16 protein-coding genes, 1 tRNA gene and 1 pseudogene are annotated in these 23413 nt (G+C 70.1%); 8 read left to right on the forward strand and 10 right to left on the reverse strand.

From position 1 onward, the window contains the following. Complete coding sequence (locus tag ACFC06_RS26015) at window positions 1-9354, reverse strand: fatty acid synthase subunit beta domain-containing protein (RefSeq protein ID WP_375936942.1); 9354 nt, start codon at window positions 9352-9354, stop codon at window positions 1-3. Window positions 9355-9727: 373 nt separating this feature from the next. Between ACFC06_RS26015 and ACFC06_RS26020 the strand changes: the two genes are divergently transcribed. Both ACFC06_RS26020 and ACFC06_RS26025 read left to right on the forward strand, forming a co-directional pair. Next, window positions 9728-9809 (forward strand) — tRNA-Leu (locus ACFC06_RS26020). Window positions 9810-9965: 156 nt separating this feature from the next. After that, entirely contained in the window at window positions 9966-10658 is a 693-nt protein-coding gene (locus ACFC06_RS26025; RefSeq protein WP_375936945.1) for a histidine phosphatase family protein, read from the forward strand. Window positions 10659-10688: 30 nt separating this feature from the next. Here the strand turns inward: ACFC06_RS26025 and ACFC06_RS26030 are convergent, their stop codons facing one another. Then, window positions 10689-12842, reverse strand: coding sequence for an elongation factor G-like protein EF-G2 (locus ACFC06_RS26030; RefSeq protein WP_375936948.1), 2154 nt, complete (start codon window positions 12840-12842; stop codon window positions 10689-10691). A 111-nt stretch (window positions 12843-12953) separates the two neighbouring features. Further along, on the reverse strand, window positions 12954-13250 hold the full coding sequence (locus ACFC06_RS26035; RefSeq protein WP_375936950.1) for a hypothetical protein: 297 nt from the start codon (window positions 13248-13250) through the stop codon (window positions 12954-12956). Between the two features lie 213 nt (window positions 13251-13463). Between ACFC06_RS26035 and ACFC06_RS26040 the strand changes: the two genes are divergently transcribed. The 3 genes from ACFC06_RS26040 to ACFC06_RS26050 are packed head-to-tail and all read left to right on the forward strand — an operon-like array spanning window position 13464 to window position 16407. Then, window positions 13464-14483, forward strand: coding sequence for a hypothetical protein (locus ACFC06_RS26040; RefSeq protein WP_375936953.1), 1020 nt, complete (start codon window positions 13464-13466; stop codon window positions 14481-14483). Next, a complete protein-coding gene (locus ACFC06_RS26045) occupies window positions 14414-15565 on the forward strand; it encodes a protein kinase family protein (protein ID WP_375936956.1) in 1152 nt (383 codons plus the stop codon). Before ACFC06_RS26040 ends, ACFC06_RS26045 begins: the two co-directional genes overlap by 70 nt. Window positions 15566-15591: 26 nt before the next feature. Continuing rightward, a complete protein-coding gene (locus ACFC06_RS26050; RefSeq protein WP_375936959.1) occupies window positions 15592-16407 on the forward strand; it encodes a hypothetical protein in 816 nt (271 codons plus the stop codon). 24 nt (window positions 16408-16431) lie between these two features. Here the strand turns inward: ACFC06_RS26050 and ACFC06_RS26055 are convergent, their stop codons facing one another. The 7 genes and pseudogenes from ACFC06_RS26055 to ACFC06_RS26085 form a co-directional block, all read right to left on the reverse strand. Further along, window positions 16432-16836, reverse strand: a complete 405-nt coding sequence (locus ACFC06_RS26055; RefSeq protein WP_375936962.1) for a hypothetical protein — start codon at window positions 16834-16836, stop codon at window positions 16432-16434. A gap of 32 nt (window positions 16837-16868) precedes the next feature. Then, window positions 16869-17588 carry a hypothetical protein gene (locus tag ACFC06_RS26060; protein ID WP_375936965.1) on the reverse strand — a complete coding sequence of 240 codons (720 nt, stop codon included), beginning with the start codon at window positions 17586-17588 and terminating at the stop codon, window positions 16869-16871. 106 nt (window positions 17589-17694) lie between these two features. Then, the gene (locus tag ACFC06_RS26065; protein WP_375936968.1) at window positions 17695-18045 is read right to left on the reverse strand and encodes a hypothetical protein; all 351 of its coding nucleotides are present in this window, start codon (window positions 18043-18045) and stop codon (window positions 17695-17697) included. Window positions 18046-18378: 333 nt separating this feature from the next. Continuing rightward, window positions 18379-18741, reverse strand: a pseudogene (locus ACFC06_RS26070) (PPOX class F420-dependent oxidoreductase); the annotation flags it as partial. A 71-nt stretch (window positions 18742-18812) separates the two neighbouring features. Continuing rightward, window positions 18813-19289: a DUF1772 domain-containing protein gene (locus ACFC06_RS26075; protein WP_375936971.1), complete on the reverse strand. Its 477-nt coding sequence runs from the start codon at window positions 19287-19289 to the stop codon at window positions 18813-18815. A 104-nt stretch (window positions 19290-19393) separates the two neighbouring features. After that, complete coding sequence (locus tag ACFC06_RS26080; protein ID WP_375936974.1) at window positions 19394-20053, reverse strand: hypothetical protein; 660 nt, start codon at window positions 20051-20053, stop codon at window positions 19394-19396. 130 nt (window positions 20054-20183) lie between these two features. Further along, on the reverse strand, window positions 20184-20564 hold the full coding sequence (locus tag ACFC06_RS26085; protein WP_375936977.1) for a nuclear transport factor 2 family protein: 381 nt from the start codon (window positions 20562-20564) through the stop codon (window positions 20184-20186). Window positions 20565-20729: 165 nt separating this feature from the next. Between ACFC06_RS26085 and ACFC06_RS26090 the strand changes: the two genes are divergently transcribed. From ACFC06_RS26090 to ACFC06_RS26100, 3 genes are all read left to right on the forward strand, one after another. Further along, window positions 20730-21527 carry a hypothetical protein gene (locus ACFC06_RS26090; RefSeq protein ID WP_375936980.1) on the forward strand — a complete coding sequence of 266 codons (798 nt, stop codon included), beginning with the start codon at window positions 20730-20732 and terminating at the stop codon, window positions 21525-21527. Window positions 21528-21617: 90 nt separating this feature from the next. After that, a complete protein-coding gene (locus ACFC06_RS26095; RefSeq protein WP_375936983.1) occupies window positions 21618-22400 on the forward strand; it encodes an isoprenyl transferase in 783 nt (260 codons plus the stop codon). Window positions 22401-22544: 144 nt separating this feature from the next. After that, entirely contained in the window at window positions 22545-23387 is an 843-nt protein-coding gene (locus ACFC06_RS26100) for a formate/nitrite transporter family protein (RefSeq protein WP_375936986.1), read from the forward strand. Window positions 23388-23413 lie beyond the last annotated feature (26 nt).

The following is a 23413-nucleotide window of genomic DNA, read 5'->3' on the forward strand; positions in this document are numbered from 1 at the left end:
CTACGGCGCTTCGCTGGGCTGCGGAGCCGAACCGACCCGGTACACACCTTCCTCGTCGAGGCGGGCCTGCGCCGCGAGCAGCATGTCGGCCTCGCGCTGCCGGATCTGCTGGGCCGGAGTGCCTTCCGCGCCGAGGCGGCGATCCGCGGGCCGCTCGTAGAGCGCCGCGCCACCGCACATCGCCTCGGCGAAGCGCTGCCGTCCGGCGAGCTGACGCGCCTGCGCCCGCTCCTGGTACTCCGCCCGCGCCGCCGGGGCGATGGCGCCCAGGAACGCCTGCGGATGCACCACCGCGAGCAGCCCGGAGACGTGCCCGAAGCCCAGCGAGGTCACCAGACCGGCCTTGAGCGCGAACTTCTCGCCGAAGCGCAGCGGCTCGCGCGCCCACACCAGGTGCGGGTAGGCCTGCATCTTCTCGTCGACGCAGTCCAGGCTCCGGTTCGGCGGCACCACACCGTTTTCCAGCACCTGGCACAGGCCGATGAGCTGGAAGGCCGCCGCACCGCCCTTGGCGTGGCCGGTGAGGCTCTTCTGCGAGACCACGAACAGCGGTGCGCCCTCGCTGCGGCCCAGCGCGCCCGCGAGCCGTTCGTGCAGCTCGGACTCGTTGGGATCGTTGGCGGCGGTGGAGGTGTCGTGCTTGGAGATCACCGCGATGTCGTCGGGGCTCACCCCGAGCTTGCGCAGTTCGGCCGCCAGCCGCGATTCCCGGCCGCCACGACCCGCGCCCAGCGCGCCCAGTCCCGGTGCCGGGATGGAGGTGTGCACGCCGTCGGCGAAGGACTGCGCGAAGGCGAGCACGCCGAGCACCGGCAGGCCCATCTCCACCGCCACGTCACCGCGGGCCAGCAGCACGGTGCCGCCACCCTGCGACTCCACGAACCCGCCGCGGCGGCGGTCGTTGGCGCGGGAGAAGTACCGGTCGCTGATGCCCTTGGCGCGCATGGCCGCCGAGTCGGCGGTGGCCGACATGTCACCGAAGCCGACGATGCCCTCGATGCCCAGATCGTCGTACCCACCGGCGACCACGACCTCGGCCTTGCCGAGCCGGATCTTGTCGACGGCCTCCTCCACCGACACCGCCGCCGTGGCGCACGCCGCGACCGGGTGCACCATGGCGCCGTAGCTGCCCACGTAGGACTGCACCACGTGCGCCAGCGCCACGTTGGGCAGCGCCTCCTGCAGGATGTCGTTCGGGCGCGGCTCGCCGAGCAGGTTGTCGACGTAGAGCGAGCGCATCGAGGACATGCCACCCATGCCGGTGCCCTGGGTGTTGGCCACCAGGCTGGGGTGCACCCAGCTCATCAGTTCCTCGGGGCTGAATCCGGCGCCGACGAACGCGTCCACGGTGCAGACGATGTTCCACAGCGCCACCCGGTCCACCGAGGCGGCCATGTCGGCCGAGACACCCCAGATGGTCGGGTCCCAGCCGGTCGGGATCTGCCCGCCGACCACCCGCGACAGCTTCGCCTTGCGCGGCACGCGGATCTCGGTGCCCGCCTTGCGCGTCACGGTCCAGTCGCCGGAATCGGCGACGGGGGTGATCACGGTGTGCTCGGGGTCGGCGCTGTGGAAGGCGCGGGCCTCGGCCTCGTTGGCGACGGTGAAGCGCAGGTCCTGATCGAGGAAGACCGAGGTGAGCAGCGGGGCCGCGTTGTCGAGCATGGCGCCGTCGTCTTCGTAGCGGCGCACACCGCAGCGTTCGACGACGGTGTCGTGGTAGCGCTCGGCCAGCTCGGCCTCGGGCACGAGATCACCGGATTCGGTGTCGTACCAGCCCGGCTTCGGGTCGTTCTCCCAGCGGATCAGCCCGGTGGTCCAGGCCAGTTCGAGCACACCGGCGGCCGAGAGCTTGTCCTCGACCTCCATCTCGAAGCGGGTCCGCGAGGAGCCGTACGGGCCGAGTTCGGCCGCGCCGACGATGACGACCATCTCGCTGAGCTCGGCGGTCACCTCACCCCATTCCGGCACCGGCAGCGCCGAACTCAGGGTCGGCGGCGCGGGCAGCGCGGCGATGGTGGCGGCGGTGGCCGCCTCCTCCTCGCTCGCCGACGCGGCCTCCTGGGCCTGCTTGGCCAGCGCGGGCAGGTCCAGCTTGACCCGGGCCAGTCCACCGGTGAGGTCGATCTGCTGCGGCCCGGCGGCGGTCACCTGACGGGCCCGCGAGGTGCACCACTTGAGCAGTTCGGCGGCCATCTCGGTGGTCGACCAGGTGTGCACCCCGGCCTTCTCCACGGCTTCGACCATGGGGTCGTTGTGGCCCATCAGCCCGGTGCCGCGCACCCAGCCGATCAGCGCGTGCACCAGGGTCACCCGGTCGGCCCAGGACTTCTCGGCCCGCCACTTGGTGACCACCGCGTCGAGCGCGGCCTTGGACTCGCCGTAGGCGCCGTCGCCGCCGAACAGGCCGCGGTTGGGCGAACCCGGCAGCACCACATGCAGTTTCGCGTCCACGTCGTGGTCGGCGCCGAGGGCCGAGAGGCCACCGATCAGCCGTTCCACCGACCAGAGCAGCACGCGCATCTCCATCTCGGCGCGGGCGCCCGCGTCGTTGAGGTCACCGGCGACGCGCGGTGCCGCGAACGGCAGCAGCAGCGTCGGGGTCATCGCGTCCTTGGTCTTGATCTTGGCGCCGCCCGCGGTGTCGACCTGCTCGGTGCCGATCCAGTCGATCAGCGCGTCGAGGTCGGCATAGGAGGCCATGTTCGCCGGGACCACCCACAGCGCCGCACCGTGGCGGGCGTTGCCGCGGTAGAGCGAGCGGTAGAAGCGCAGGCGCTCGTCGTCCAGGCGCGAGGTGGTGACCACCACGGTCGCGCCGCCGGCGAGCAGCTTGCCGGTGACCGCGGCCGCGATGGAACCCTTGCTGGCTCCGGTGATCACGGCGACGTCGCCGGACCACAGGCCCGGCTCGGAGGTGTCGAGCGCGGCCTCGGCGATCTGACCGTAGACCCCGGCCAGCACCGAGCGGGCCTCGTGCATCGCCCGCTGACGCCACCAGCCGGCCTGCGCGGCCACGGCTTCGCCCGCGCCGACGTAACCGGTGATCGGCAGTTCGGCGGTGGTGGCGTCGTCACCGAGCCACAGGTTCGCCAGGTCCTCGCGCGCGGTGGCCCAGCGGTCGTCGATGAGCACGGCCTTGCGGGCGTCGAACGCGGGCGCGACCAGTCGCGGCCAGTCGGTGCCGAGTTCGGCCGAGACCAGGTCGACGAGGGTGTCGGGGGTGGCCTCCGGCGCGCTGACCTGCTCGCTGAGCCCGAGCTGTTCGAGCACGACCCTGGCCGCGGTGGCGAGCACGCCGTCGCGTCCGGTGATCTGCTCGGTGAACTCGCCGAGCGCGGCCGCGTCGACGGTGCCACCGGCGCCACCACCGGCGGCGGGCAGCGAGACCGCGACCCCGCGCCGGGCGGCCACGGCCTGCACGGCCGCGTCGATGGCGGCGTCGACGGAAGCGGCGTCGCTCAGCGCGCCACCGGCGAGTCCGCCCAGGTCGCCGCCGCGCACGCTGGCGCCCTCGCGGGTGCCGAGCGAGACCTCGGCGGTGACGTGGCTGGCCCAGCCGTCGCCCAGTTCCCAGGTCTTCTTGACCCGGTCGGCGATGGCGGCGGGCCGCTTGCCGGAGGGTCCGAAGACCTTGCGCAGGTGATCGCCGATCGCGTCGGTGAGCACGGTGCCGAAGGGCTTGTAGGTGCGGGCCAGGCGTTCGACGGTGCCCGCGAGCGCGCCCATGTCGGCGTCGGCGGCACCGTCGATGGCGCCCAGCGACAGCTCCGCGCCGAGGTCGACGAGCAGCTGATTGCGCCGCGAGGACACACCGTCGCAGAGGCCCTCGATGGTGTCGACCGGGCCGATCTGGTCCAGCCGCAGCTTGGTCCACAGCGCGATGAGCACGCGGGTGGCATCGGCGGCGGTGAAGGCGATGTCGTCGGGACGCGGCCCGCCGGTGGCGACCGGGGCGGCCGCGGCGACCGGAGCCGCGGCAGGCGCCGCCTCGGCGGCCGGTGTCTCCTCGATCTCCTCGACCGGCGCGGGATCGGTGTCGGTGGCGTAGACGACCGCGGCGTCGCGCTCGACATTGACCACCTCGACCGTCGCCGCCCCGAACGCGGGCAGCTTCAGCGTCTGCGAGGCCAGGTTCGCCACGGTCGGGGTGGCGCCGAGACCGATCTCGACGAACCGCTCCACGCCGAGCCCGCCGTGCGCGGGGTCGCCGAAGAGCAGGTCCTGGGTCTCGATCCAGCGCACCGGGCTGGCGAACTGCCAGGCCAGCAGCTCGATCAGCACCACCCGGCACAGTTCGGCGCCGCGCCGGGCCCAGCTGTCGAAGTCGGCCAGCACGGCGGCCAGCGGCTCCGAGGGCACGAGTTCGGCGATCTCGGTGAGGAATTCGCGGGTGAGCGAGAACGGGCGCGGCACCAGGTTCGGGATGTAGCGCCCGACCAGCACCTGCGGGTCGATCTCGGTCGGCAGCAGCTGCTCGAGCTTGTGCCGGAACTCCGGGACACCGTCGCGCAGCACCGAGGAGTGGAACGGCACGTCGATGCCGGGCACCAGGATGAACGCGCGCTTGCCACCGAATTCCTCGCGGCGCCGGTCGATCTCGGCTTCCAGCGCCTCGAGCCCGGCGACCGTGCCCGCGATGGCGTACTGCGAGCCGCGCAGGTTCAGGTTCACCACCTCGAGGAACTCCCCTGCGGTCCGCCCGACCTCGGCGACGAAGTCGATCACCTCGGCGTCGGGCAGCCCGATCTGCGAGGGCCGGATGGCGGCCATCCGGTAGTCGCTGCGGCCCTGCGCGTCGCGCGGGACCAGTTCGTGCATGGCCGAACCACGCTGGAACACCACCTCGAGCACGGCTTCCAGGGGCAGCACCCCGGCCACGGCGGCGAGCGCGTTGTACTCACCGACCGAGTGCCCGGCCAGCATGGCGCCCTCGACGAAGGCACCCGCCTCACGCAGCTCGGCGACCTGGGCAACACCGAGGGTCGCCATGGCGACCTGGGTGAACTGGGTCAGGTGCAGCACGCCGTCCGGGTGCCGGTGCTCGACGCCGCGGGCCTTGAGGTAGGTCGGGTTGTCGCGCACCACCGCCAGGATCGAGAACCCGAGGGCCGCGCGGGTGTGCGCGTCGGCGCGCTCCCAGACCTTCTTGGCCGCCTTCGAGCGGGTCAGCGCGTCCAGACCCATCCCCTTGCGCTGGATGCCTTGGCCCGGGAAGGCGTAGACGGTCTTCGGGGCGGCGGTGCGCCCGGTCGCGGTCATGACCAGGTCACCGTCGACGCGGCAGGAGACCTCCACGATCTCGCTGCCCGCGTCCACCGCGATCCGCTCCACCCGCACGTCCACGGTCGCGCCGGGACGGACCATGCCAAGGAACCGGGTGGTCCAGGCGGTGAGAGTGCGTGCGGGAACGGAGCTTTCGGGATCCACCGCGACCACCGCGTGCTGGGCGGCGGCCGAGAGCCACATGCCGTGCACGATCGGGCTGCCGAGCCCGGCCAGCTTGGCGGCGGCCTCGGAGGTGTGGATCGGGTTGTGGTCGCCGGAGACGGCGGCGAAGGCGTGCATGGCGCGCGGGGCCGCCATGGTGACGTCGCGACGACGGCGACGCGGGGTGTCGGTGGCCGCGTCGGAGACCGCACCGGCCGCGCGCGGCGGATCGGTGAGCTCGCCCGCGCCGTTGCGTCCCCGAATCGCGAACCGCTCGACCAGCCGGGCCAGCGGCGTGGGCTCGAGCCCCTGATCCAGGATGAGCCCGACCGACACGGCCACCTCGACCACGCGGCCCATATCGGTGTCGACCACCTCGCCGCCCTCGGCCCGCACCACGAGAATGCTGGTCTCGGAGGGCAGTTCGTTCAGCAGCTCGATCTGATGATCCAGGTGCACCAGGTCGAGCATGCCCTCGATCGCCGAGCCACCGGCGGGCGTGCGGGCCGCGCCGAGCACCGCGAACACCGCGGGCCAGCAGGCGCCGACGAGCACATCGGGCGCGGTGCGGCCGAGGGTGCTCAGCGTGGCGGGCAGCCCCGAACCGGTGACGCCCGCGTGGTCGGCCACCAGATCCGGCGTCCAGGCCAGGTTCAGGTGCGCCGCACCGGCTTTCACCTCGGGCAGCGCCTGCCCGGCGGCCACCCCGAGCAGCGCCGACATGGCGGCTTCGGCATCGGCCTCGGTGATCACGGGCGCGCCACCGGAGTACACACTCACCGGCACGGTGATCCGGATGGTCACCGCGTCACGGCTCTGTCCGACTTCGCCCGATCGGGGGCTCTGCGTGGTTACGCGAGCTGCCGCCTCCGAGCCCTGACCGGTCGGGCGGGCAAGCGGCACCGACAGCTCGACATAGCTGAATTCGGTTTCGGGCCCGGTGGTTTCGGTCAGCGTCGCGCCGGTGCGCGGATGCACCGCGCTCCCCTGCTCCACGACCCATTCGGCCAGGTCACCGAGGCGGTGCACCGGGTTGACGGTGGTGCGCCCGGCCCACTGCACGTCGGGCGCGGCCAGCACGGTGTCGATCGGGCCCGCCACCACACCCGCCACGCGACGCGCGTCGACCGGCGCCGGGGTCTGCCCCTCGGCGACCAGCGCCTGCGCGGTGTCGCGCTCGAAGCGGTCGAGCAGCTCACCCACCGGCTCGTCGACGCGGGTGATGCCCGCGACCGCGACGGTGCCCGGGATGATGCACACCTGATCGGCCGAGTAGCGCGGATCGTGGGCCTGCCACAGCGAATCCGAACGCCACCAGCGCCGCACGTCGGCGTCGACCACCGGCACGAAGTTCACCGGCTTGCCCGGCGTCTTGCACAGCGCCACGAAGAACGGCACATCCGCCGGGTGCAGCACGGTCTCGGCGACCGCCGGGTACTGCTTCTCGAGCGCGCACAGCGCCTGCACCGGGTGGTCGAAGTCCGCGTCGTCGGCGAAGAGGGTCTCGATCTCGCCACTGTCGGCCGGGTGCAGCCGGGATTCGGTGCGGCGCATCATCTCCGCGAAACGATCGCGCCAGCTGATGTCGAGCCAGTCCGAGCGGGTGGCGTCGAGCAGGGCCTCGCCGATGTCGCTGCCGCAGTCGAAGGAGATCGGCACCTCGCTCGACACCGCCAGCGAGACATAGCGTTCCAGCCACTGCTGGTAGGTCATGGTGGCCACGTCACCGAAGTACGGCTTGGCGGTGGCGTCGAGCGCGGCGATGATCTCCGCGCGGCGCCGCGCCACGGCCTCGGCGTCGCCGGCGACCTCGTCGAGCAGGCGGCCGGTGCGCGAGGCGGCGTTGTCGATCTCGTGGATGTCGGCGCCGAGCTGGCTGCGGCCCGAGGCCATCCCGCCGCGCGCGGTGCCCGCGCCCACCCACTCCGGCGTGCCGGGGGTGTCGACGAGCAGCTGCTTCACCTCGGGGGCGGTGGTCGCCTCGAGCGTCGCCATGGCGGCGGTGCCGACGAGCACGCCGTCCAGCGGCATCGCCGGGTAGCCGTGCCGGGTGGCCCAGGTGCCGGTGAGATAGTCGGTGGCGCGCTCGGGCGTGCCGATGCCGCCGCCCACGCAGACCACCACATTGGTGTGTTCACGCAGCTCGGCGTAGGTGGCCAGCAGCAGGTCGTCGAGATCTTCCCAGGAGTGGTGCCCGCCGGCCTTGCCGCCTTCGATGTGCATGATCACCGGGTAGTCCGGCACCGCGTCGGCGATGCGCAGCACCGCACGGATCTGGGCGACGGTGCCCGGCTTGAACGCGACATGGCTGATGCCCGCCTCGCCCAGCTCACCGATCAGCGCGACGGCCTCGTCGAGTTCGGGGATGCCCGCGGTGACGATCACGCCGTCCAGCGGTGCGCCCGCCGCCCGCGCCTTCTGCACCAGGCGCTTGCCGCCCAGCTGCAGCTTCCACAGATACGGATCGAGGAACAGCGAGTTGAACTGCACCGCCCGGCCCGGCTGCAGCAGCTTGCGCAGCTCGGTCATCCGGGCGGCGAAGATCTGCTCGGTGACCTGGCCGCCACCGGCCAGCTCGGCCCAGTGCCCCGCATTGGCCGCCGCGGCGACGATCTTCGCGTCGACGGTGGTCGGGGTCATGCCCGCCAGCAGGATCGGCGAACGCCCGGTGAGCCTGGTGAACGCGGTCTCCACGACCACCCGGCCGTTGGGCAGGCGCACCGGCTTCGGCGCGAACGCCGACCACGGGGTGGCGGATTCCGGCGCGGCACCCGGGGTGAGCAGGCTGCGCTGACCGGGGCGGGTGGCGGCGGCGATCACGCCGACGCCGGTGCCCTTGAGCGAACCGCCGGTCACCCGGGAGAGCAGATCGCCGGGGCCCAGTTCCAGAATCCAGCGCGCGCCCGCCGCGACGACGGCGTCGACGGTGCCGACCCAGTCGATCGGGTCGACGAGCACCTGCTGGGCCAGCGCGGCGGCGAACTCGGCGTCGAGCTCGCACTGCCGGGCCCAGCCCGCGACCAGGTCGACGGTCTCGGCCAGCGCCGGGTGATGGAAGGCGACGTCGACCGGCACGTCCTCGAAAACCGGCGCGAACACGGCCCCACCGCGCACCTTCGCCTCGCGCTCGCGGGTCTGCTCCTCGGCGCGCTGCGCGCAACGCGCCCGCACCCGGTCGAGCTGCGCGGGCGCGCCCGAGAGCACCACCCGTCGACGCCCGTTACGAATGGAGAGCACCGCCGCGATCGCGGGGTCGACACCCTCGGCGACCTCGGCGACGATCGCGCGCAGTTCCTCGGGATCGACATTCGACACCGCGACCATGGGCGAGCGCTCACCGACCGGCATCAACCCGCGCCGGCGCGCCACGAGCCCCGCAGCCGCGCCGACCAGCTGGGCGATCGCCAGCAGCTCGGCATCGCGCGCCCCGCCCGCCTCGACCGCCGCGGCCGCGAACAACCCCTGCGAGTGCCCGATCACCGCGACCGGCGCGTTCTCGGCCGGGTCCAGCCCCTGCAGCCGCAGCGCGCGCGCCGCCGCGAGCTGGGTGAGCAGCACGCCCGGCATGGAGACCGCCGCCGAGCGCAACACCGCGGCCGCGGGCGCCGAGGACGGCTCCTCCGGCTCGTCCAGCTCGCTCTCCAGCACCCAGCCCATCGGATCGAAGCCGCTGGGACGCACCACCAGCAACTGCGCGGCGACCGGCTCGATCAGCGTCGCGGCCTCGCGGACCAGCGCGGTCAGCTCGGGCTCGAGCGCACTGTCACGACCGATCTCCTCGAGCTCCGCGAGCCACTGCGCGCCCTGCCCACCGAACGCCAGCGCGTATCCCACTCCGTTGCGCAGCTGTTCCAGCAGCGACACCCGGGCACCCAAGACCTGCCCGGATCCTGTTCCGAGCTCGGCGCTCTCGTTGATCGTCAAGACGCTCGACTTCCTTCTCCTGGCATTCCGCCCACCGACGGCACGCACACGTATCCGGCAGCCCTTCGGGCCTGTTGCGAGCCACGATCGCACAAAATCATGAGGAAAGCCTCACGTTTCCCCCCGCCACAGCAGCTACCGCCGAGTATTTCGGCACGTCCGTACCATTTCAATCTGAAACATGACCCCGCCTCATGTTTGAACCCGCAGGTGAGACCCCACGTCACCATCCGGAAACATGAGCGCCCCTCACATTGAGGTTTACCGAATCGTTATAACCCCAGGTAGTGTTACCCACCGGTACGCCACGCCGCCGCGACGCTTCGCGTAGCCGGTTTTGCCCGGTAGAGTTTGGACGGTCGTACACATCCAAGCGCGAGTGGCGAAATTGGCAGACGCGCCAGATTTAGGTTCTGGTGTCCACGGACGTAGGGGTTCAAGTCCCCTCTCGCGCACAGTTTCCTGGCTTCGAGCCGCCCGGAGCACACCGGGCACCGCCGCGTTCCCGGGCGCGAAAGATCCCGTTGACCGGGAAGTCCCGTATTCGCCTCGGGGAAGTAGCCGCTTCACTCCCACCCATGCGAATCCGATCTCTTCGACTGTCTCTTGCGGTGCTGGCTGCTGCGGCCACTACCGCTACCACCGGCGTCGCGTCCGCCGATATCGACTTCGGCAGCTCCGGCGGCAGCGGCGACATGGTCATCACCCTGGTCCGCCATGCCGAGTCCCTCGGTAACACCTCCGGCTTGATCGACACCAAGGTGCCCGGACCCGACCTGACCGCACGCGGCCGGGCACAGGCAGACAATCTGGCCGTTCAGCTGGCCGGCAAGGACTACGACTGCGCTTTCGCGTCCACCATGGTGCGTACCGAGCAGACCGCGGCGCCGACCGTCGCCGAGCAGGGTCTGAGCCTGGGCATTCAGCCGGGTTTCCGGGAGATCGAGGCGGGCGAATACGAAGGCACCCCGGAGACCGAGGCTCTGTCGGGGTACCTGCAGGCGCCGGTCAAGTGGCTCTCCGGCGACCTGACCGCCCGGATTCCGGGCTCCATCGACGGCAACGAGTTCGACGGCCGCGTCGACCAGGCCCTACTCGATGTCCAGCGCCGAGGCTGCGCCAACCCGGTGATCTTCTCGCACGGCGGCACCATCATGTTCTGGTCGATGATGAACGCAGGCAACGCCGACAAGAACAAGCTCGGCACCGACCCGATGCGCAACGGCGGCCGCGTCGTCCTCCAGGGCAGCCCACAGAAGGGCTGGAGCATCGTCGAGTGGGTCGGCCACCCGGACCTGGGCTGATCCACCCTGCCGCGTGGTCGGTGAGGTCGGTCAGACGGGCGCCTCGGCACCTTGCCGGTGCGCCCGTTCCGCGGCGACTGGCATCGGTTCGTGTCGCAGGTAGGTGCGGGTGAACGATCCCGATCCGTGGGTGAGGGACCGCAGGTCGATGACATACCCGCTCAGTTCGAGTTCGGGGACCTCGGCGCGGATGTGGGTGCGGCCGGTTTCGGCTGGTTCGGTGCCGAGGATGCGGCCGCGGCGGGTGGACAGGTCGCCGAGGACGGCGCCCAGGTGGTCGTCGGGCACGGCGACGCGCACCGCGGCGACCGGTTCGAGCAGCCGGGTGCCCGCCGTCTCGGCCGCGTCGCGCAGGGCCAGGGCGCCCGCGGTCTGGAAGGCGGCGTCGGAGGAGTCGACCGAGTGCGCTTTGCCCTCGACCAGGGTCACCCGCACATCCACCAGCGGACAGCCGGGCGTGACGCCGCGCGCGGCCTGCGCCTTCGCCCCTTTCTCGACCGATCCGATGAACTGGCGCGGCACCACACCCCCGACCACCCGGTCGACGAACTCGAAGCCCGTCCCCTGCGGCAGCGGTTCCATCCGGATCCGGCACACCGCGTACTGCCCGTGCCCGCCGGACTGTTTCACCAGCCTGCCGTTGCCCTCGGCGGCCGCGGACAGGGTCTCGCGCAAGGCCACCCGGAACGGTTCCACGTCCACGCGTACCCCAAACCGCCCGCGCAACCGCTCCAGCGCGACATCCCGGTGCGCCTCCCCCAGACACCACAGCACCAGCTGGTGGGTGTGTTCGTTGTTCTCCAGTCGCAGTGTCGGGTCTTCGGCGACGAGCCGGGTCAGGCTCTGCGAGAGCTTGTCCTCGTCGGCTTTGCCCTGCGCCCGGATCGCCACGGGCAGGAGCGGTTCCGGCAGTTGCCACGGTTCGATCAGCAGGGTCTGTCCCGTGCCCGAGAGCGTGTCGCCGGTTTCCGCGTGGCCGAGCTTGCTCACGAACGCGATATCGCCGGCGACGGCCTCGCCCAGGGTCCGCTGCTGTTTGCCCGACGGCGCGCTGATGCCGCCGACCCGGTCGTCGGCGTCGTGCCCGGGTCCACGGACGTGGACGGTGTCCTCGCTGTGCAGGGTGCCGGAGAAGACCCGCACCAGCGAGATCCGTCCCACGTACTGGTCGGAGGAGGTCCGGATGACCTCGGCGGCGAGTTCGCCGTCCGGATCGCAGCGCAGTGCGGTGGGCGGGGCGCCGTTGCCGCCCGATACGGCCGAGAGCGGGTGTTCGACCGGGGTCGGGAACCCGCCGGTGATCAGTTCGAGCAGTTCGAGTGTGCCGAGGCCCTGTTCCGTGTCCTCGGTCGCCGGGGCCGCGAACAGCACCGGGTGGAAGCTGCCGCGCGCCACGGCGCGTTCCAGGTCGCCGACCAGGGTGTCGAGTTCGACGGACTCGCCGTCGAGGTACCGGTCCATCAGCGTTTCGTCTTCGCTCTCGGCGATGATCGCCTCGATCAGCCGGTCGCGAGCCGGGTCGATTTCGGTGAGCTGTTCGGCGGACGGTTCGGTGCGCTCCCGCGTGCCGCCGCGATAGTCGGCGACCCGGCGTTCGAGCAGTTCCAGGAGTCCGATCGCGGGTCGGTGCCCGTCGGCGCTCTTCGGTCCGTAGACCGGCAGGTGCAGGGGCAGCACGGTGTCGCCCGCCGAGTCGGTCAGCAGCGCCTGACAGGTCTGGACCAGGTCCGCGTACTCGGCCCGGGCCGTGTCCAGGTGCGTCATCACGATCGCCCGCGGCATCCCCACCCGCGCGCATTCGGCCCACAGTTCCCGCGTCGCCCCCGCCACGCCTTCGACGCCGTCGGCGGCCGACACCAGGAACAGCGCCGCGTCCGCCGCTCGCAACCCGGCCCGCAGTTCGCCGACGAAGTCCGGGCATCCCGGCGTATCGATCAGATTGATCTTCACCCCGCCCCACAGCACCGGAACCACCGACACCTGCACGGACCGGTGCTGCCGCCGCTCGACCTCGTCGTAATCCGACAGCGACGTCCCGTCCTCCACCCGGCCGGCCCGGTTCACCGTCCCGGTCGCCAACGCGAGCGCCTCCACCAGCGTCGTCTTCCCCGCACCGCTGCTACCGACCAGCGCCACATTCCGGATGCTCTCCGGCCGCCGCGCCCCGTTCGTCCGCTCCACCATGTCGCACGCTCCCTCGGGTCTAGGGATCCACTCCTTCGAGCTTCCCACCGCAGGTGGGGGCACGTCCACGGTTGTCTCGCGGATCAGGTGTCCCTCGCCGAGCGGATCGCGTCAGGTCCTGCGACGGGACTCGAGGTACTGGCTGATCACGATGACCAGGAAGATCAGGCATCCCACCGCCGCGACGAAGCCGACGACCAGCGAGACCAGACCTTCGTTCTGATTGGCCGATCGCTGCTCGGCGTAGCTGCGCACCTGCACCGAGGAGCCGATCTCCTGGCAGCGGTCGCCGCGGCTCATCTGCTCGTGGCCGCACGACACGGTGGTCTCGGTCAGTTTGTCGAATCCGTTCGCGAGGCCGCCGATCGCGATCGCTACACCAACCAGCAGCCAGTACACAGCCCGCATCGGGCATCCCCCTCACACACACTCCCGCCGATCGCGGGCCGACCGGAGATTAACAGTCGCGCAGGACCCGGCCCGCACCTCTCGGCGAATCAGCCCGGTGCGGACTCGCAGATGTGTTGTACGGCAACACATATCGACCCGCCCGAGCCGAACGCTGACCGAACTCGGTCGACACGGAAAGTCGTCTGATCGGGACCGGTAGGCTGCAGCCCTGTGAGTGATCTCGTGAATCCGGTTGGGGCAGAACGCGAGTCGGCTGAGCGAGAGCTCGCCACGTGGTGGGCGGACAATTGGGGCCGACCCGCGGACCTCGGATCGCTCGCCGACATCCTTCCCGCGCTGCTCCGATCGGACTTCGGCCGTTGGTCGCGGACCGACATGGAAAAGCCGATGACCACCGTCGGGTCGCCCACCGTCACGGATTCCGGGGATCTCCTGGCGGAGGCCGCCGATGCGCGACTCACCGCGATCAGGGCTGACAGCGCCGACGAGAAGTTCGGATTCGGTGAATTCCGCAGTCTGGAACTGACTTTCACCTGTCCGCACGAGCAGCGGGACTCGATGTTCATCGGCGCTCTCAGCGCTTGCGTCGAGCTACTCGAAGCCCCGGACCTGGTGGGTGGCCCGGAGGCCAGGGCCATCTGGCGTCGCGACGGGAGAACCGTCATCCTGTATCGCAGGCTCGACCCGAGCTCGGTGCGGGTGACCATCGAGCCGACGGCGGCCCGCGATGAAGCCGACCACACGGCGTCCTGGCGTGGAACGTGGGAGCCGTACTGCCGCTGGCTGGCGTGGCCGGACGAGTCGCGCCGCTACGACGTCGGAGTCATCGGCGCCAAGGAGCCGACGACGGCCGACCTCGCTCGGTTCGAGTCGGATCTCGATGCCCTGTTCGACTCCTTGAACTGGGACCTCCCCCTCCTGTATCCACATGCGACGTATGTCATTTGGCAGCTGACCATCCCCGATCGCCCGGACTGGCTCGTGCGGGGCTGGTTCTGCGCCTACGCCGCACACCGTCTGGAGATCCGGGAGGAGGGCGAACTACGCGCCCGGATGTATCCCCACGCCCGGAACTCCGGGCTCGAGATCGCCGCCGACACGAAGGCGGCGGTGCGCGCCGGGGGCGTCACCCATCCGGGCCGTCAATTGCGTTTCCGCGCTTGGATGTCACCCACCACCGCGGATCTCCAAGCATTTCGACTGGGTCTGGAGTGGGACGAGCACAGTTGACGGCGGCGGACCCGGGATTCGACATGTCGGCTGGTGCGCGCTCGGCTACCTACAGTGCCGTCTCGTCCGCACTGGCGCGGTGCAGTGACCGCGAGCTGGGCGACCTGCTCGAGACCGCGACGCCATGGGGTTCCGGGATCGGCGGGACTTCGGAACTGCTGGAGGTCGACCGAACCCCGGTCTTCGTGAAACGGCTGCCGCTGACCGATCTGGAGCGGCAGCCGGACAACATCGGGTCCACCGCGAATCTCTTCGGCCTCCCTAGCTTCTTGCACTTCGGTCTCGGAGTCCCCGGCAGCCCGGGGTGGGGAGCGTGGCGGGAACTGGCCGTGCACACCATGACGACGAATTGGTTTCTCGCGCAGGATCATGCGGGCTTTCCCCTGATGTATCACTGGCGGATGTTGCCGCACGCCGGGCCGATGCTGCCCGAGGAACTGGCCGACGTGGACAACGTCGTCGCCTATTGGGGTGGCGGCGCAGCGGTGCGTCACCGGCTCGAGGCGATCCGGGACTCCTCGGCGTGCATCGCTCTGTTCCTCGAGTACATCCCGCAGAACCTGCACGACTGGCTGGACACCCGGGTGAAGGCCGGTGGAGAGACGGCCGTGCGGGCGTGCGCGATGGTGGAAAGGGAGCTACAGGCCGGAGTCTCGTTCATGAACGCCCGCGGGTTGCTGCATTTCGACGCCCACTTCCAGAACATTCTCACCGACGGTGAGCGGCTGTTCTTCACCGATAACGGACTCGCGATCTCCTCCGGGTTCGACCTGTCGACCGAGGAGTCCGGCTTCTTCACGGCACACCGGTCCTACGACCACGCCTACACCCGAACCCACCTGGTCCAGTGGCTCGCCACCGCGCTGTACGGGTACGGGCGCGACGACCGCGTCGCGTTCGTGCGCGCCTGCGCCCGAGGGGAACCGCCGCCGGATATTCCGGCGCCGATCGCCGCGATCCTCCTCCGCCACGCCCCGATCGCCGCGGTGATGACCGACTACTACCGCGAGTTCCGTTTCGAGAGCAGACAGACCCCGTATCCCCTGGCGGCGATCCGCAGAACCGGCTTGCCGGACAGCTGATTCTCGTTGTAGCCCCGACAACTCAATTGCCGCGGGAACCGCTTGCGGAGCAGGCTGATCCGGTGCAGGTCGACAACTCCGGACATCACATCTACAAATCGCCCTTCGGGCCGCCGCGGGTCTATCGCGAGCTCGAGTGGCCGCGCGCGCCGCATGTCCTTCCGGTGGATCGCGAGCGGGACGCGGCGCGGCATGCGGTGGCGGCGATCCTGGAGTTGTCGCGCGATCTGTTCCTTCCGCTGGAGTTCGGGATGTTCCGGTGCGTGACACACGATGACGATGGCGCGTGGATCACCAGCAGACCCGAGAACAACGACTACTGGTACCTGAACACACCGGACAGGGAACCGGAGCCGATCTGCGCGGACGCGGTGGTCATCGACGTCGAGACCGTCGACGCGTCGACCATGACGACGATGGTCGACGATCAGCTGACGGAATTCGACGAGGGGTCCACGCGCCGATGGTCCGGCTGGAGCGAGATCCACGTCTACGACACGCTCGCCCGGCTGCCCGACTCCTTGGCACCGACCGGCGATGCGTTCATCGTCGACGACTTCGACAACAACTGCCGCGACCTGCGCGTTTCTGTGCAACGGCGAGACGGAGGAGCATGGGTCGGCAAACCTGACCCCGGATTCTGGACGCCGATCTCGGTCGTCGCCGTGCGGGACGGGCTGGTGTCCGGCATCACCGACGACGAAGGCCACTACACGACCATTTCGCTGTCGATCGACGTCATGTGGTCGGTGTGGTGGCGGGAGGGTTCGCCCGGCCGTGGCGTGCTCGACGCCGCGATGGACCGTCTCCACCAGCTCGGCTGGACACCCGATCCCGAATGACGGGGCCGGTCCCTCGGCGGCAGCTCACCGACGGGCGGCGTAGTCGGGGAAGCGTTGTCGCAGGGCGCGGTCGAAGGCTTTGATCTGGGCGCGGGTGTCGGCGAAGCGGAGCCATCCGCGCCATCGGTACCAGCGCATCGACGCGCGCGCTTGCTCGGTGCGGCCGTTCAGCAGGTCCAGCACGACGACCGCGTGTAAGAGGTCGGCGGTGCCTCGGTGGCGCGCTCGGGCGGTGAGGCGGGCCGGGTCCGCTCGGGTGCGTAGCCATTCCGCGGCCGGGTCGCCGGTTGCCGTGGCGACGAAGGCGGCGGGCTCGAAGCCGCCACCATCGGCCCATGTGGTGGTGGCGAAAAGCGCCAGGCGCACGGTGTCGAGACGGCCCTGGAGTGCGTCAGGCGCCGGGGAGCCGCCCCACACTTCGGCAGGCATGGTGGCCAGTACCTGTCCGACCTCCGGAGCAACTAGTTCGAGATCACCGTCGACCAGTATCCGGCCGTAGTCGTGGAACGGCCGGTCCGCGACCACGTACGCGCGCGCACTCCGGGGAGCGCGGTGTCGGCGGCGAAATCGGTCGGCCCGGCGCCGTCCGGCGGTGAGACGCGAACGAACCCGGCCGCGTCCAGCCCCGCTGCCACCACGTCCAGGGCATCGCCGAAATCCGGTGGTGTGCCGTCGGAGACGAGACCTTCGAAAGCTGGTTCGTCTCTGTCTGTTTCCGCCATCCGGCAGTACAGATAGCCGGTGAGTTCCTCGGCCATGTCCACCGGGATCTGCCATAAGTCTCCGGTCGGCCACAGTCGTTCGCAGATCGCCGGGAAGCCCGGGGGAAGGTCGCCTTCGCCCTCGGCCATCGCGCCGGTCGACTCGGGATCGTAGGTGATCGACCAGGTCTGGCGGCCGTCCGACCATCCGGTGGCTTTGCTCCACGCGACATTCTCGAGCAGCGAACACGTGACCAGGTCACACCCGCGCGAGAGCCGCGGGAGATCGGTTGCCGCCAAGAGTTCCTGACTGTCGTGTCCCTGCGCGATGAGCAACCACCCACCCGGCAGCATTGCCGCCGAGCAGGTTCCGATGTCCGGAAACTCCGAGCGTTCCCCGGTGGGCCGCAGTCCCATCTCCGCGAAGACCATCTCTGCGGACTTCCCCCGCACCGCGATCCAATTCTCTTTGGCCCCCATGCCTGCCCGCACGTCCTCTCGTCGCGGGCAGATTACCGAGCGGCACCGACAAACCCCGCCGCTGTCGCGACCCGGTCCCGCACTGGCCGCCCGTGTTGGGAATCGGTCATCGCGATACCCGCACGACGGCCGGCCTCGCCACACCCGCCGGGTATCCCACCCGCGTCAGCAGGGCCGAACGGGGACTCCTGGGCGGGACAGCGACTTCCTCCGCGGATACATGCGGCGACAGCTCGGCGTCCGCGGGGCTCGGCGTGCCGCGACTACGCTGCCACGCGACGACGAACAGTGCCGCGGCGACAGCGAGGGTCACCGCCACGGCGAGGATCGCCAGCGTCAGCGAAGCACCGACGGCGGTGCCGTCCTCGGTGGCGCCACTGCGCTGGATCAGGATCGCGGCGGTCAGCGGGCCGAGCATCCCGGCACCGGCCGCGGTGAGCAGCATCGCTCCGGTCACCAGCTCCACCACGCCCAGAGGCCGCCGTGACCGCACCCGAACGGCGTGCTGGCATCTCCCTGGCGAATGAAACGATCCCACTTCGTCCATCTCCGACCCCTTCCGCATCCGTGCTGATCAACGCATCCGAAACCGGTAAGTAGACGGTAAGTCACAGACATGGGCGAGCGGTCGACCTGACATCGAACAGAGACCGAAACTGTCACCAGCAATCAACCAGCGACCACATGTGCCGCGCATCGGGAGTCCTGCGGAGAGCGGCGACACCGCACCGGGCCCCCGGCTGAGCCCGGCGCCCTCGGCCGTTATGCTCCGATGGGGGCGATCGCGCGGTTACCCCGCGGCGCGGCCGGTGAAGTCGAAGGATCCGCCGTCGATGCCCCAGGAGATGATGCGTTCGGGGTGGATGCGGATGATCGTGCGTTCCTGCGGTGGGAACGGGGGCTCTTCGTCGTCGAGGGTTACGGCGGTGCCGCGGATCTCGATGCCGCGGATCACGTAGGGGTCCAGGGAGAGCTGCTGGTCGATGACGAACGAGACGCGGCTGCCCGCTGCGACATTGCGGAACTTGAGGCTGGCGCGCATCCGCATGCCGCCGATGTCGACGGTGCCGTCGGCGTTGACCCGGTAGTTGGTCGGGTTGTTCTGCACGATCCCGTCGGGCGACACCGTGGCCAGGCGGCCGATTCCGGCCTCGGCGAGGAACTGCTACTCCTTGGCAGTGAAGGTCATGTCGAGTACTCCTCGGAGAGATGTCGGGGCGGGGATCAGAACAGGATGAGCGCGACGCAGAGTCCAGCGAGGGCGATGAACTGGAGGGCGACGCGGTATTTCAGGATGCTGTCCCACTTGTCCTGCAGCGCACGGGCATCCGGTGGGATGATGCCGCTCTGCGCGGCGGCGGTCTGCCGGGTGTTGATCGGCTTGGCCACGCGCACATAGAAAGCGAGCCAGGTGAGCAGCGCCGCCACCGCGATCCCCGCCGCCACGGCCGCGCCGATCTGCCCGGCCACCAGCGCGATCACCACGGTGAGCACCGCGGCGACCACGCCGCCCGCACCGACCACCGGCATCCGCTTGTCGCCGTAGTAGTGCCCCCACCCCGCACTCAGGGTGACGGTCGCGTCGTCGAGCTTGCGATAGACGGACCGGGTGATCACGGCCCCGCAGACATCGGTGCCGTAGACGACGGCATTGGCGAGAACAGCGGCGACGGCGACGATCTGGCCGGTGACGATGAGCATTTCGGTTTCCCTTCTCCGAATTCTAGCGTCGCTAGAAGCTAGAGCAAAGGTAACACTCGTTCGTCATCATGTCTAGCGCTGCTAGATTTCCGATCGGCGATCGTTCACACGGCTACGCTGGGCCCGTCGCCGGAGGATCGCCGTGCGGCGATACGCACCACGAGGGCGCCGACCAGGATCGCGACAGGGATTGCGTACCAGGGGTTTCCGGGGATGCGGCTGGCGTTGATGTAGACGAAGAGGAACCAGATGAGCCAGGTGCCCGCGCCGACGACGGAGTGCCAGCGGTCCGTGCGGAACCAGGATGTGACCCGGTCGAACGATGTCGCGACGAGGAACACGATGGCGAGGTAGCCCAGGCCGCCGACGATGATCGACAGGGCGGAGGCCAGGGTCCAGAAGGTGGGCGAGTCGGTGGTGGCGAGGGCGATGATCGCGGCGAGGTGGATGCCGTGTGACATGGCGAAGGACAGGCCCAGGTAGCGACGGTTTCGCACCAGCCAGCGTGTCGGCTCGGCGGGCCGCAGCGTGTGCAGCGCGAGGGCCAGGAAGGCGGACAGGAACAGGACCAGGGAGGTTCTGGCGGTTGAGCGGATGAGCAGCCGGTAGCCGTCGGTGTCCCAGCCCGCGACGGTCAGGACCACCAGGGTCATCACCCCCAGCAGGGCCGTGATCGTGGTGAAGACGGGCCAACCATCGAAGCGGCTGCTTCCGATCGGCTCCGCGCCGTCCACCGGCTGTCCGCTGAGATTCCGCCCCGACATGACCATCACACACCCCCGTGCCGCTCGGCTCGCGGAGTGCGGGACGAGCAGTCCGAGCGTACTACTGGACGCCCAATTCCTCGTGCTCGCACCATGTTCCGTCGGTCACGCGGAGTTTCCGCGCAGCCGTTCAGTCCGGTTTGCGGGTGGTGATGTGGGTGAGGGCGCACCGCCAGTGGTCGCCGGTGCGGAGGAAGACGTCGGTGGTCCATTCGTCGGCGTCGAAGCGTCGGCCCTGGAAGTGGGCGGTGTTGGTGACGCGGGTGGTCAGCAGGGCCGTGTCGCCGTGGTGGCGGATGTGGGGTTCGCCGACGCGTTGCATCGCGGAGTGGGTGAGGGCGCCGGAGCGGACCAGGTCGAGGAAGCGGGCGGCGGGGGTGATGCCGGTTTCGGAGACGATGATCCAGTCGTCGGTCATGAAGGTGGCGATGGCGTCGGCGTCGTTGGCGACGATGGCGGTCTGCCAGTCGTCGAGGACTGTCAGCAGGGCGGTGTCGGTGGAGGTCGTCATAGGCCCACGCTAGGAGCGGTGGTGAGGCCGGGGCTTGGACGAATGGAACAGCGGCGGAGTGTCATAGCCGATCACCGCCGGGGCGAAACAGATCACACCCGGGTAGCGCCGGGCGATCGGGTGGCGATGAGCCAGGCGACAGACCGGACTGCGGAAGGACTGGACATGGCTGGACGACATCGCGCGGTGAGCAAGCAGCGCAAGGCCCTGCGGGGGCTGCCCGCGGCGGTGGCCCTGCCCGCGGCGATCGCCTTCGGCGTCGGTCCGGGAGTGGCGCAGGCCGCGCAGACGGTCACCGACGCCGACCTGCCGGACATCACGGCCGCGCAAGAGTCGCGGTACGCCGCCGGGCCGCACTCCTCGGTCGACGCCCAGCAGTTCGACGCGGCAGTACCGCAGTACGGCGGTGCCGCGCAACAGGATCGGGTCGCGGCACACCCCTCCACCCGGCCCGTCCCGGTCGACGCCGCCACCGAACACCGTGTGGCACAGCTGATCTCCACCACTGACGACTTCACCGCCGACGCGCAGCTCGCGAGCGACGCCGCGCCCGTCGCCGAGCCGGGCATCGCACCACACGCCCAGCCGGTCGTCGCGCCGTACGCCGAACCGGCGGACGGGCCACACGCCCAGCCGGTCGCCGCCGCACACGCACCGGCCGCTGATCCCATCGCCACCGCCGCCCCGATCGCCAGCCCGATCGAGAACGCCACCTACCTCGGCTCCACCGCAGGCCAGGTCATCGGCGGACTCGCGGGCGCCACCGTCGGCGTGCTCGGCGGCACCGCGCTGGCCACGCCGCTGGCCGTGCCGACCGGCGGTTTGGCCGTGCCCGTCGGCGCGGTGGCGGGCGGCATCGTCGGTGGTGTCGCGGGGACCTACGCCGGGTACTACGCCGGTGCCATGATCGGGACCGCGCTCGCGCAGCAGGCGCCGCACCTCATCCCCAACGTCCTGCCCTGAAGCGGCCCGACTCTTCGCCCGGCCTGCTCCTCGCTATACTGCCCCGATTCGAGGTGCTGTCAGGAAAACCGCGACATTAAGAAGAGTTGAATGAAGCTTCTGCCCTTGTTCTTGCGTCAGCCGATGGAGACGGTCTACGAGCGTCGCCTCGCGACGACCCTGGTCGGGCTCCCGCGGCCGCAGCACATCGGGATCATGCTCGACGGCAATCGGCGCTGGGCCCGCGAGGCCGGGCACGACGACGTGCGGGAGGGCTACAAGGCCGGGGGCGCCAAGGTCGTGGAGTTCCTGGAATGGTGCACCGCCGCCGACATCGCGCACGTCACCCTGTTCATGCTCTCCGACGACAATCTCGGCAGGCCGTCCGAGGAGCTCGGGCCGCTGATCGAGATCATCGAGGCGACCGTGCGTGACATCTCCGCGGCGGGCCGCCCGTGGGAGGTGCAGGTGATCGGGTCGCTGGATCTGCTCCCCGGTGACACCGCGCGGGTGCTCAAGGAAGCCGCCGCCGAGACGACCGGGCGCGGCGGCACCAAGGTCGACGTGGCGGTCGGCTACGGCGGCAGACGCGAGATCGTCGACGCGGTCAAGCGCGCGTTCCGCCAGCACATCGGCACGGGCGGCGACCCGCTCGATCTGATCGACAAGTTCGACGTCGACGACATCTCCCGCCACCTCTACTCCCCCGCCGGCGAGAACACCGACTTCATCATCCGCACTTCCGGCGAGCAGCGCCTGTCCGGTTTCCTGCTGTGGCAGTCGGCCTATGCCGAGATGCAGTGGCTGGACTGCTACTGGCCCGCCTTCCGCCGGATCGATTTCCTGCGCGCGCTGCGTTCCTACGCCGGACGGCAGCGCCGCTTCGGCAAGTGAGCCGGGCGCACCTCACCGTGCCCGCGGGCCGGGCGGCGAGCAGTCCTTAACCCGGCGAACTTTGTCGTTCGCACCGGCGAAACACCCGCTCCCTACGTTGTTCAGCGGTCACCGCGACGGTGATCGCTGTCGTAGGAGGCACCGTTGACCTATGTGAAACCGTCGGAGCTGGCGCACGCGCTGATCGACGCGGGTGAGTCGAAGATCTTCATGTCGACCAGGGACACCGTGATCCGCGCGTACATGGCCGGAGCGCTGCTGACCCTGGCCGCCGCGTTCGCGGTGAAGATGACCGTGGACACCGGCCAGCCGATCATCGGCGCGCTGTTGTTCCCGGTGGGCTTCTGCCTGCTGTATCTGCTCGGCTACGACCTGCTGACCGGTGTCTTCGTGCTCACCCCGCTGGCGTATCTGGCCAAGCGGCCGGGCGTGACGCTGCGCGGCATCGCGCGCAACTGGGGGCTGGTGTTCCTGGGTAACTTCGCGGGCGCCTTCACCGTCGCGCTGCTCACCGCGGTGTATGTCACCTACTGCTTCGACACCCCGATCACCGACGCCGCCAACGCCTTCGCGGCCTACGGGCAGAAGCTGTCGCACATCGGTTCGGACCGCACGCTCGGCTACGCCGATCACGGTGTGGCGGGCTGGATCACGGTGTTCGTGCGGGGTGTGCTGTGCAACTGGATGGTGTCGACCGGGGTGGTCGGCGCGTTCCTGGCCAAGGACGTGCTGGGCAAGATCGCGGTGATGTGGTTGCCGATCATGCTGTTCTTCGCCATGGGTTTCGAGCACTCGGTGGTCAACATGTTCCTGTTCCCGGTCGGCATCCTGCTGGGCGCGGACTTCACCTGGGCCGACTACCTGGTCTGGAACGAGCTCCCGACGGTGCTCGGCAATATCGTCGGCGGGCTGTTCTTCACCGGCCTGATGATCTACATGACCCACTACAAGACCGCGCCCAAGCGCGAGGTGGTCGAGGCGGCCTGATCCCCGCCGGAAAGCCCGTGCCCTCC

This window comes from Nocardia sp. NPDC056064 (assembly GCF_042266925.1).
In the GTDB taxonomy this organism is placed as follows: domain Bacteria; phylum Actinomycetota; class Actinomycetes; order Mycobacteriales; family Mycobacteriaceae; genus Nocardia.

Bases quoted from the DNA above. Each gene is read 5' to 3' on its own strand.
- ACFC06_RS26095 (WP_375936983.1), top strand. From the start codon at position 21,618: ATGAAGCTTCTGCCCTTGTTCTTGCGTCAGCCGATGGAGACGGTCTAC.
- ACFC06_RS26090 (WP_375936980.1), top strand. From the start codon at position 20,730: ATGGCTGGACGACATCGCGCGGTGAGCAAGCAGCGCAAGGCCCTGCGG.
- ACFC06_RS26055 (WP_375936962.1), bottom strand. From the start codon at position 16,836: ATGCCTGCCGAAGTGTGGGGCGGCTCCCCGGCGCCTGACGCACTCCAG.
- ACFC06_RS26030 (WP_375936948.1), bottom strand. From the start codon at position 12,842: ATGGTGGAGCGGACGAACGGGGCGCGGCGGCCGGAGAGCATCCGGAAT.
- ACFC06_RS26080 (WP_375936974.1), bottom strand. From the start codon at position 20,053: ATGTCGGGGCGGAATCTCAGCGGACAGCCGGTGGACGGCGCGGAGCCG.
- ACFC06_RS26035 (WP_375936950.1), bottom strand. From the start codon at position 13,250: ATGCGGGCTGTGTACTGGCTGCTGGTTGGTGTAGCGATCGCGATCGGC.
- ACFC06_RS26060 (WP_375936965.1), bottom strand. From the start codon at position 17,588: ATGGGGGCCAAAGAGAATTGGATCGCGGTGCGGGGGAAGTCCGCAGAG.
- ACFC06_RS26075 (WP_375936971.1), bottom strand. From the start codon at position 19,289: ATGCTCATCGTCACCGGCCAGATCGTCGCCGTCGCCGCTGTTCTCGCC.
- ACFC06_RS26085 (WP_375936977.1), bottom strand. From the start codon at position 20,564: ATGACGACCTCCACCGACACCGCCCTGCTGACAGTCCTCGACGACTGG.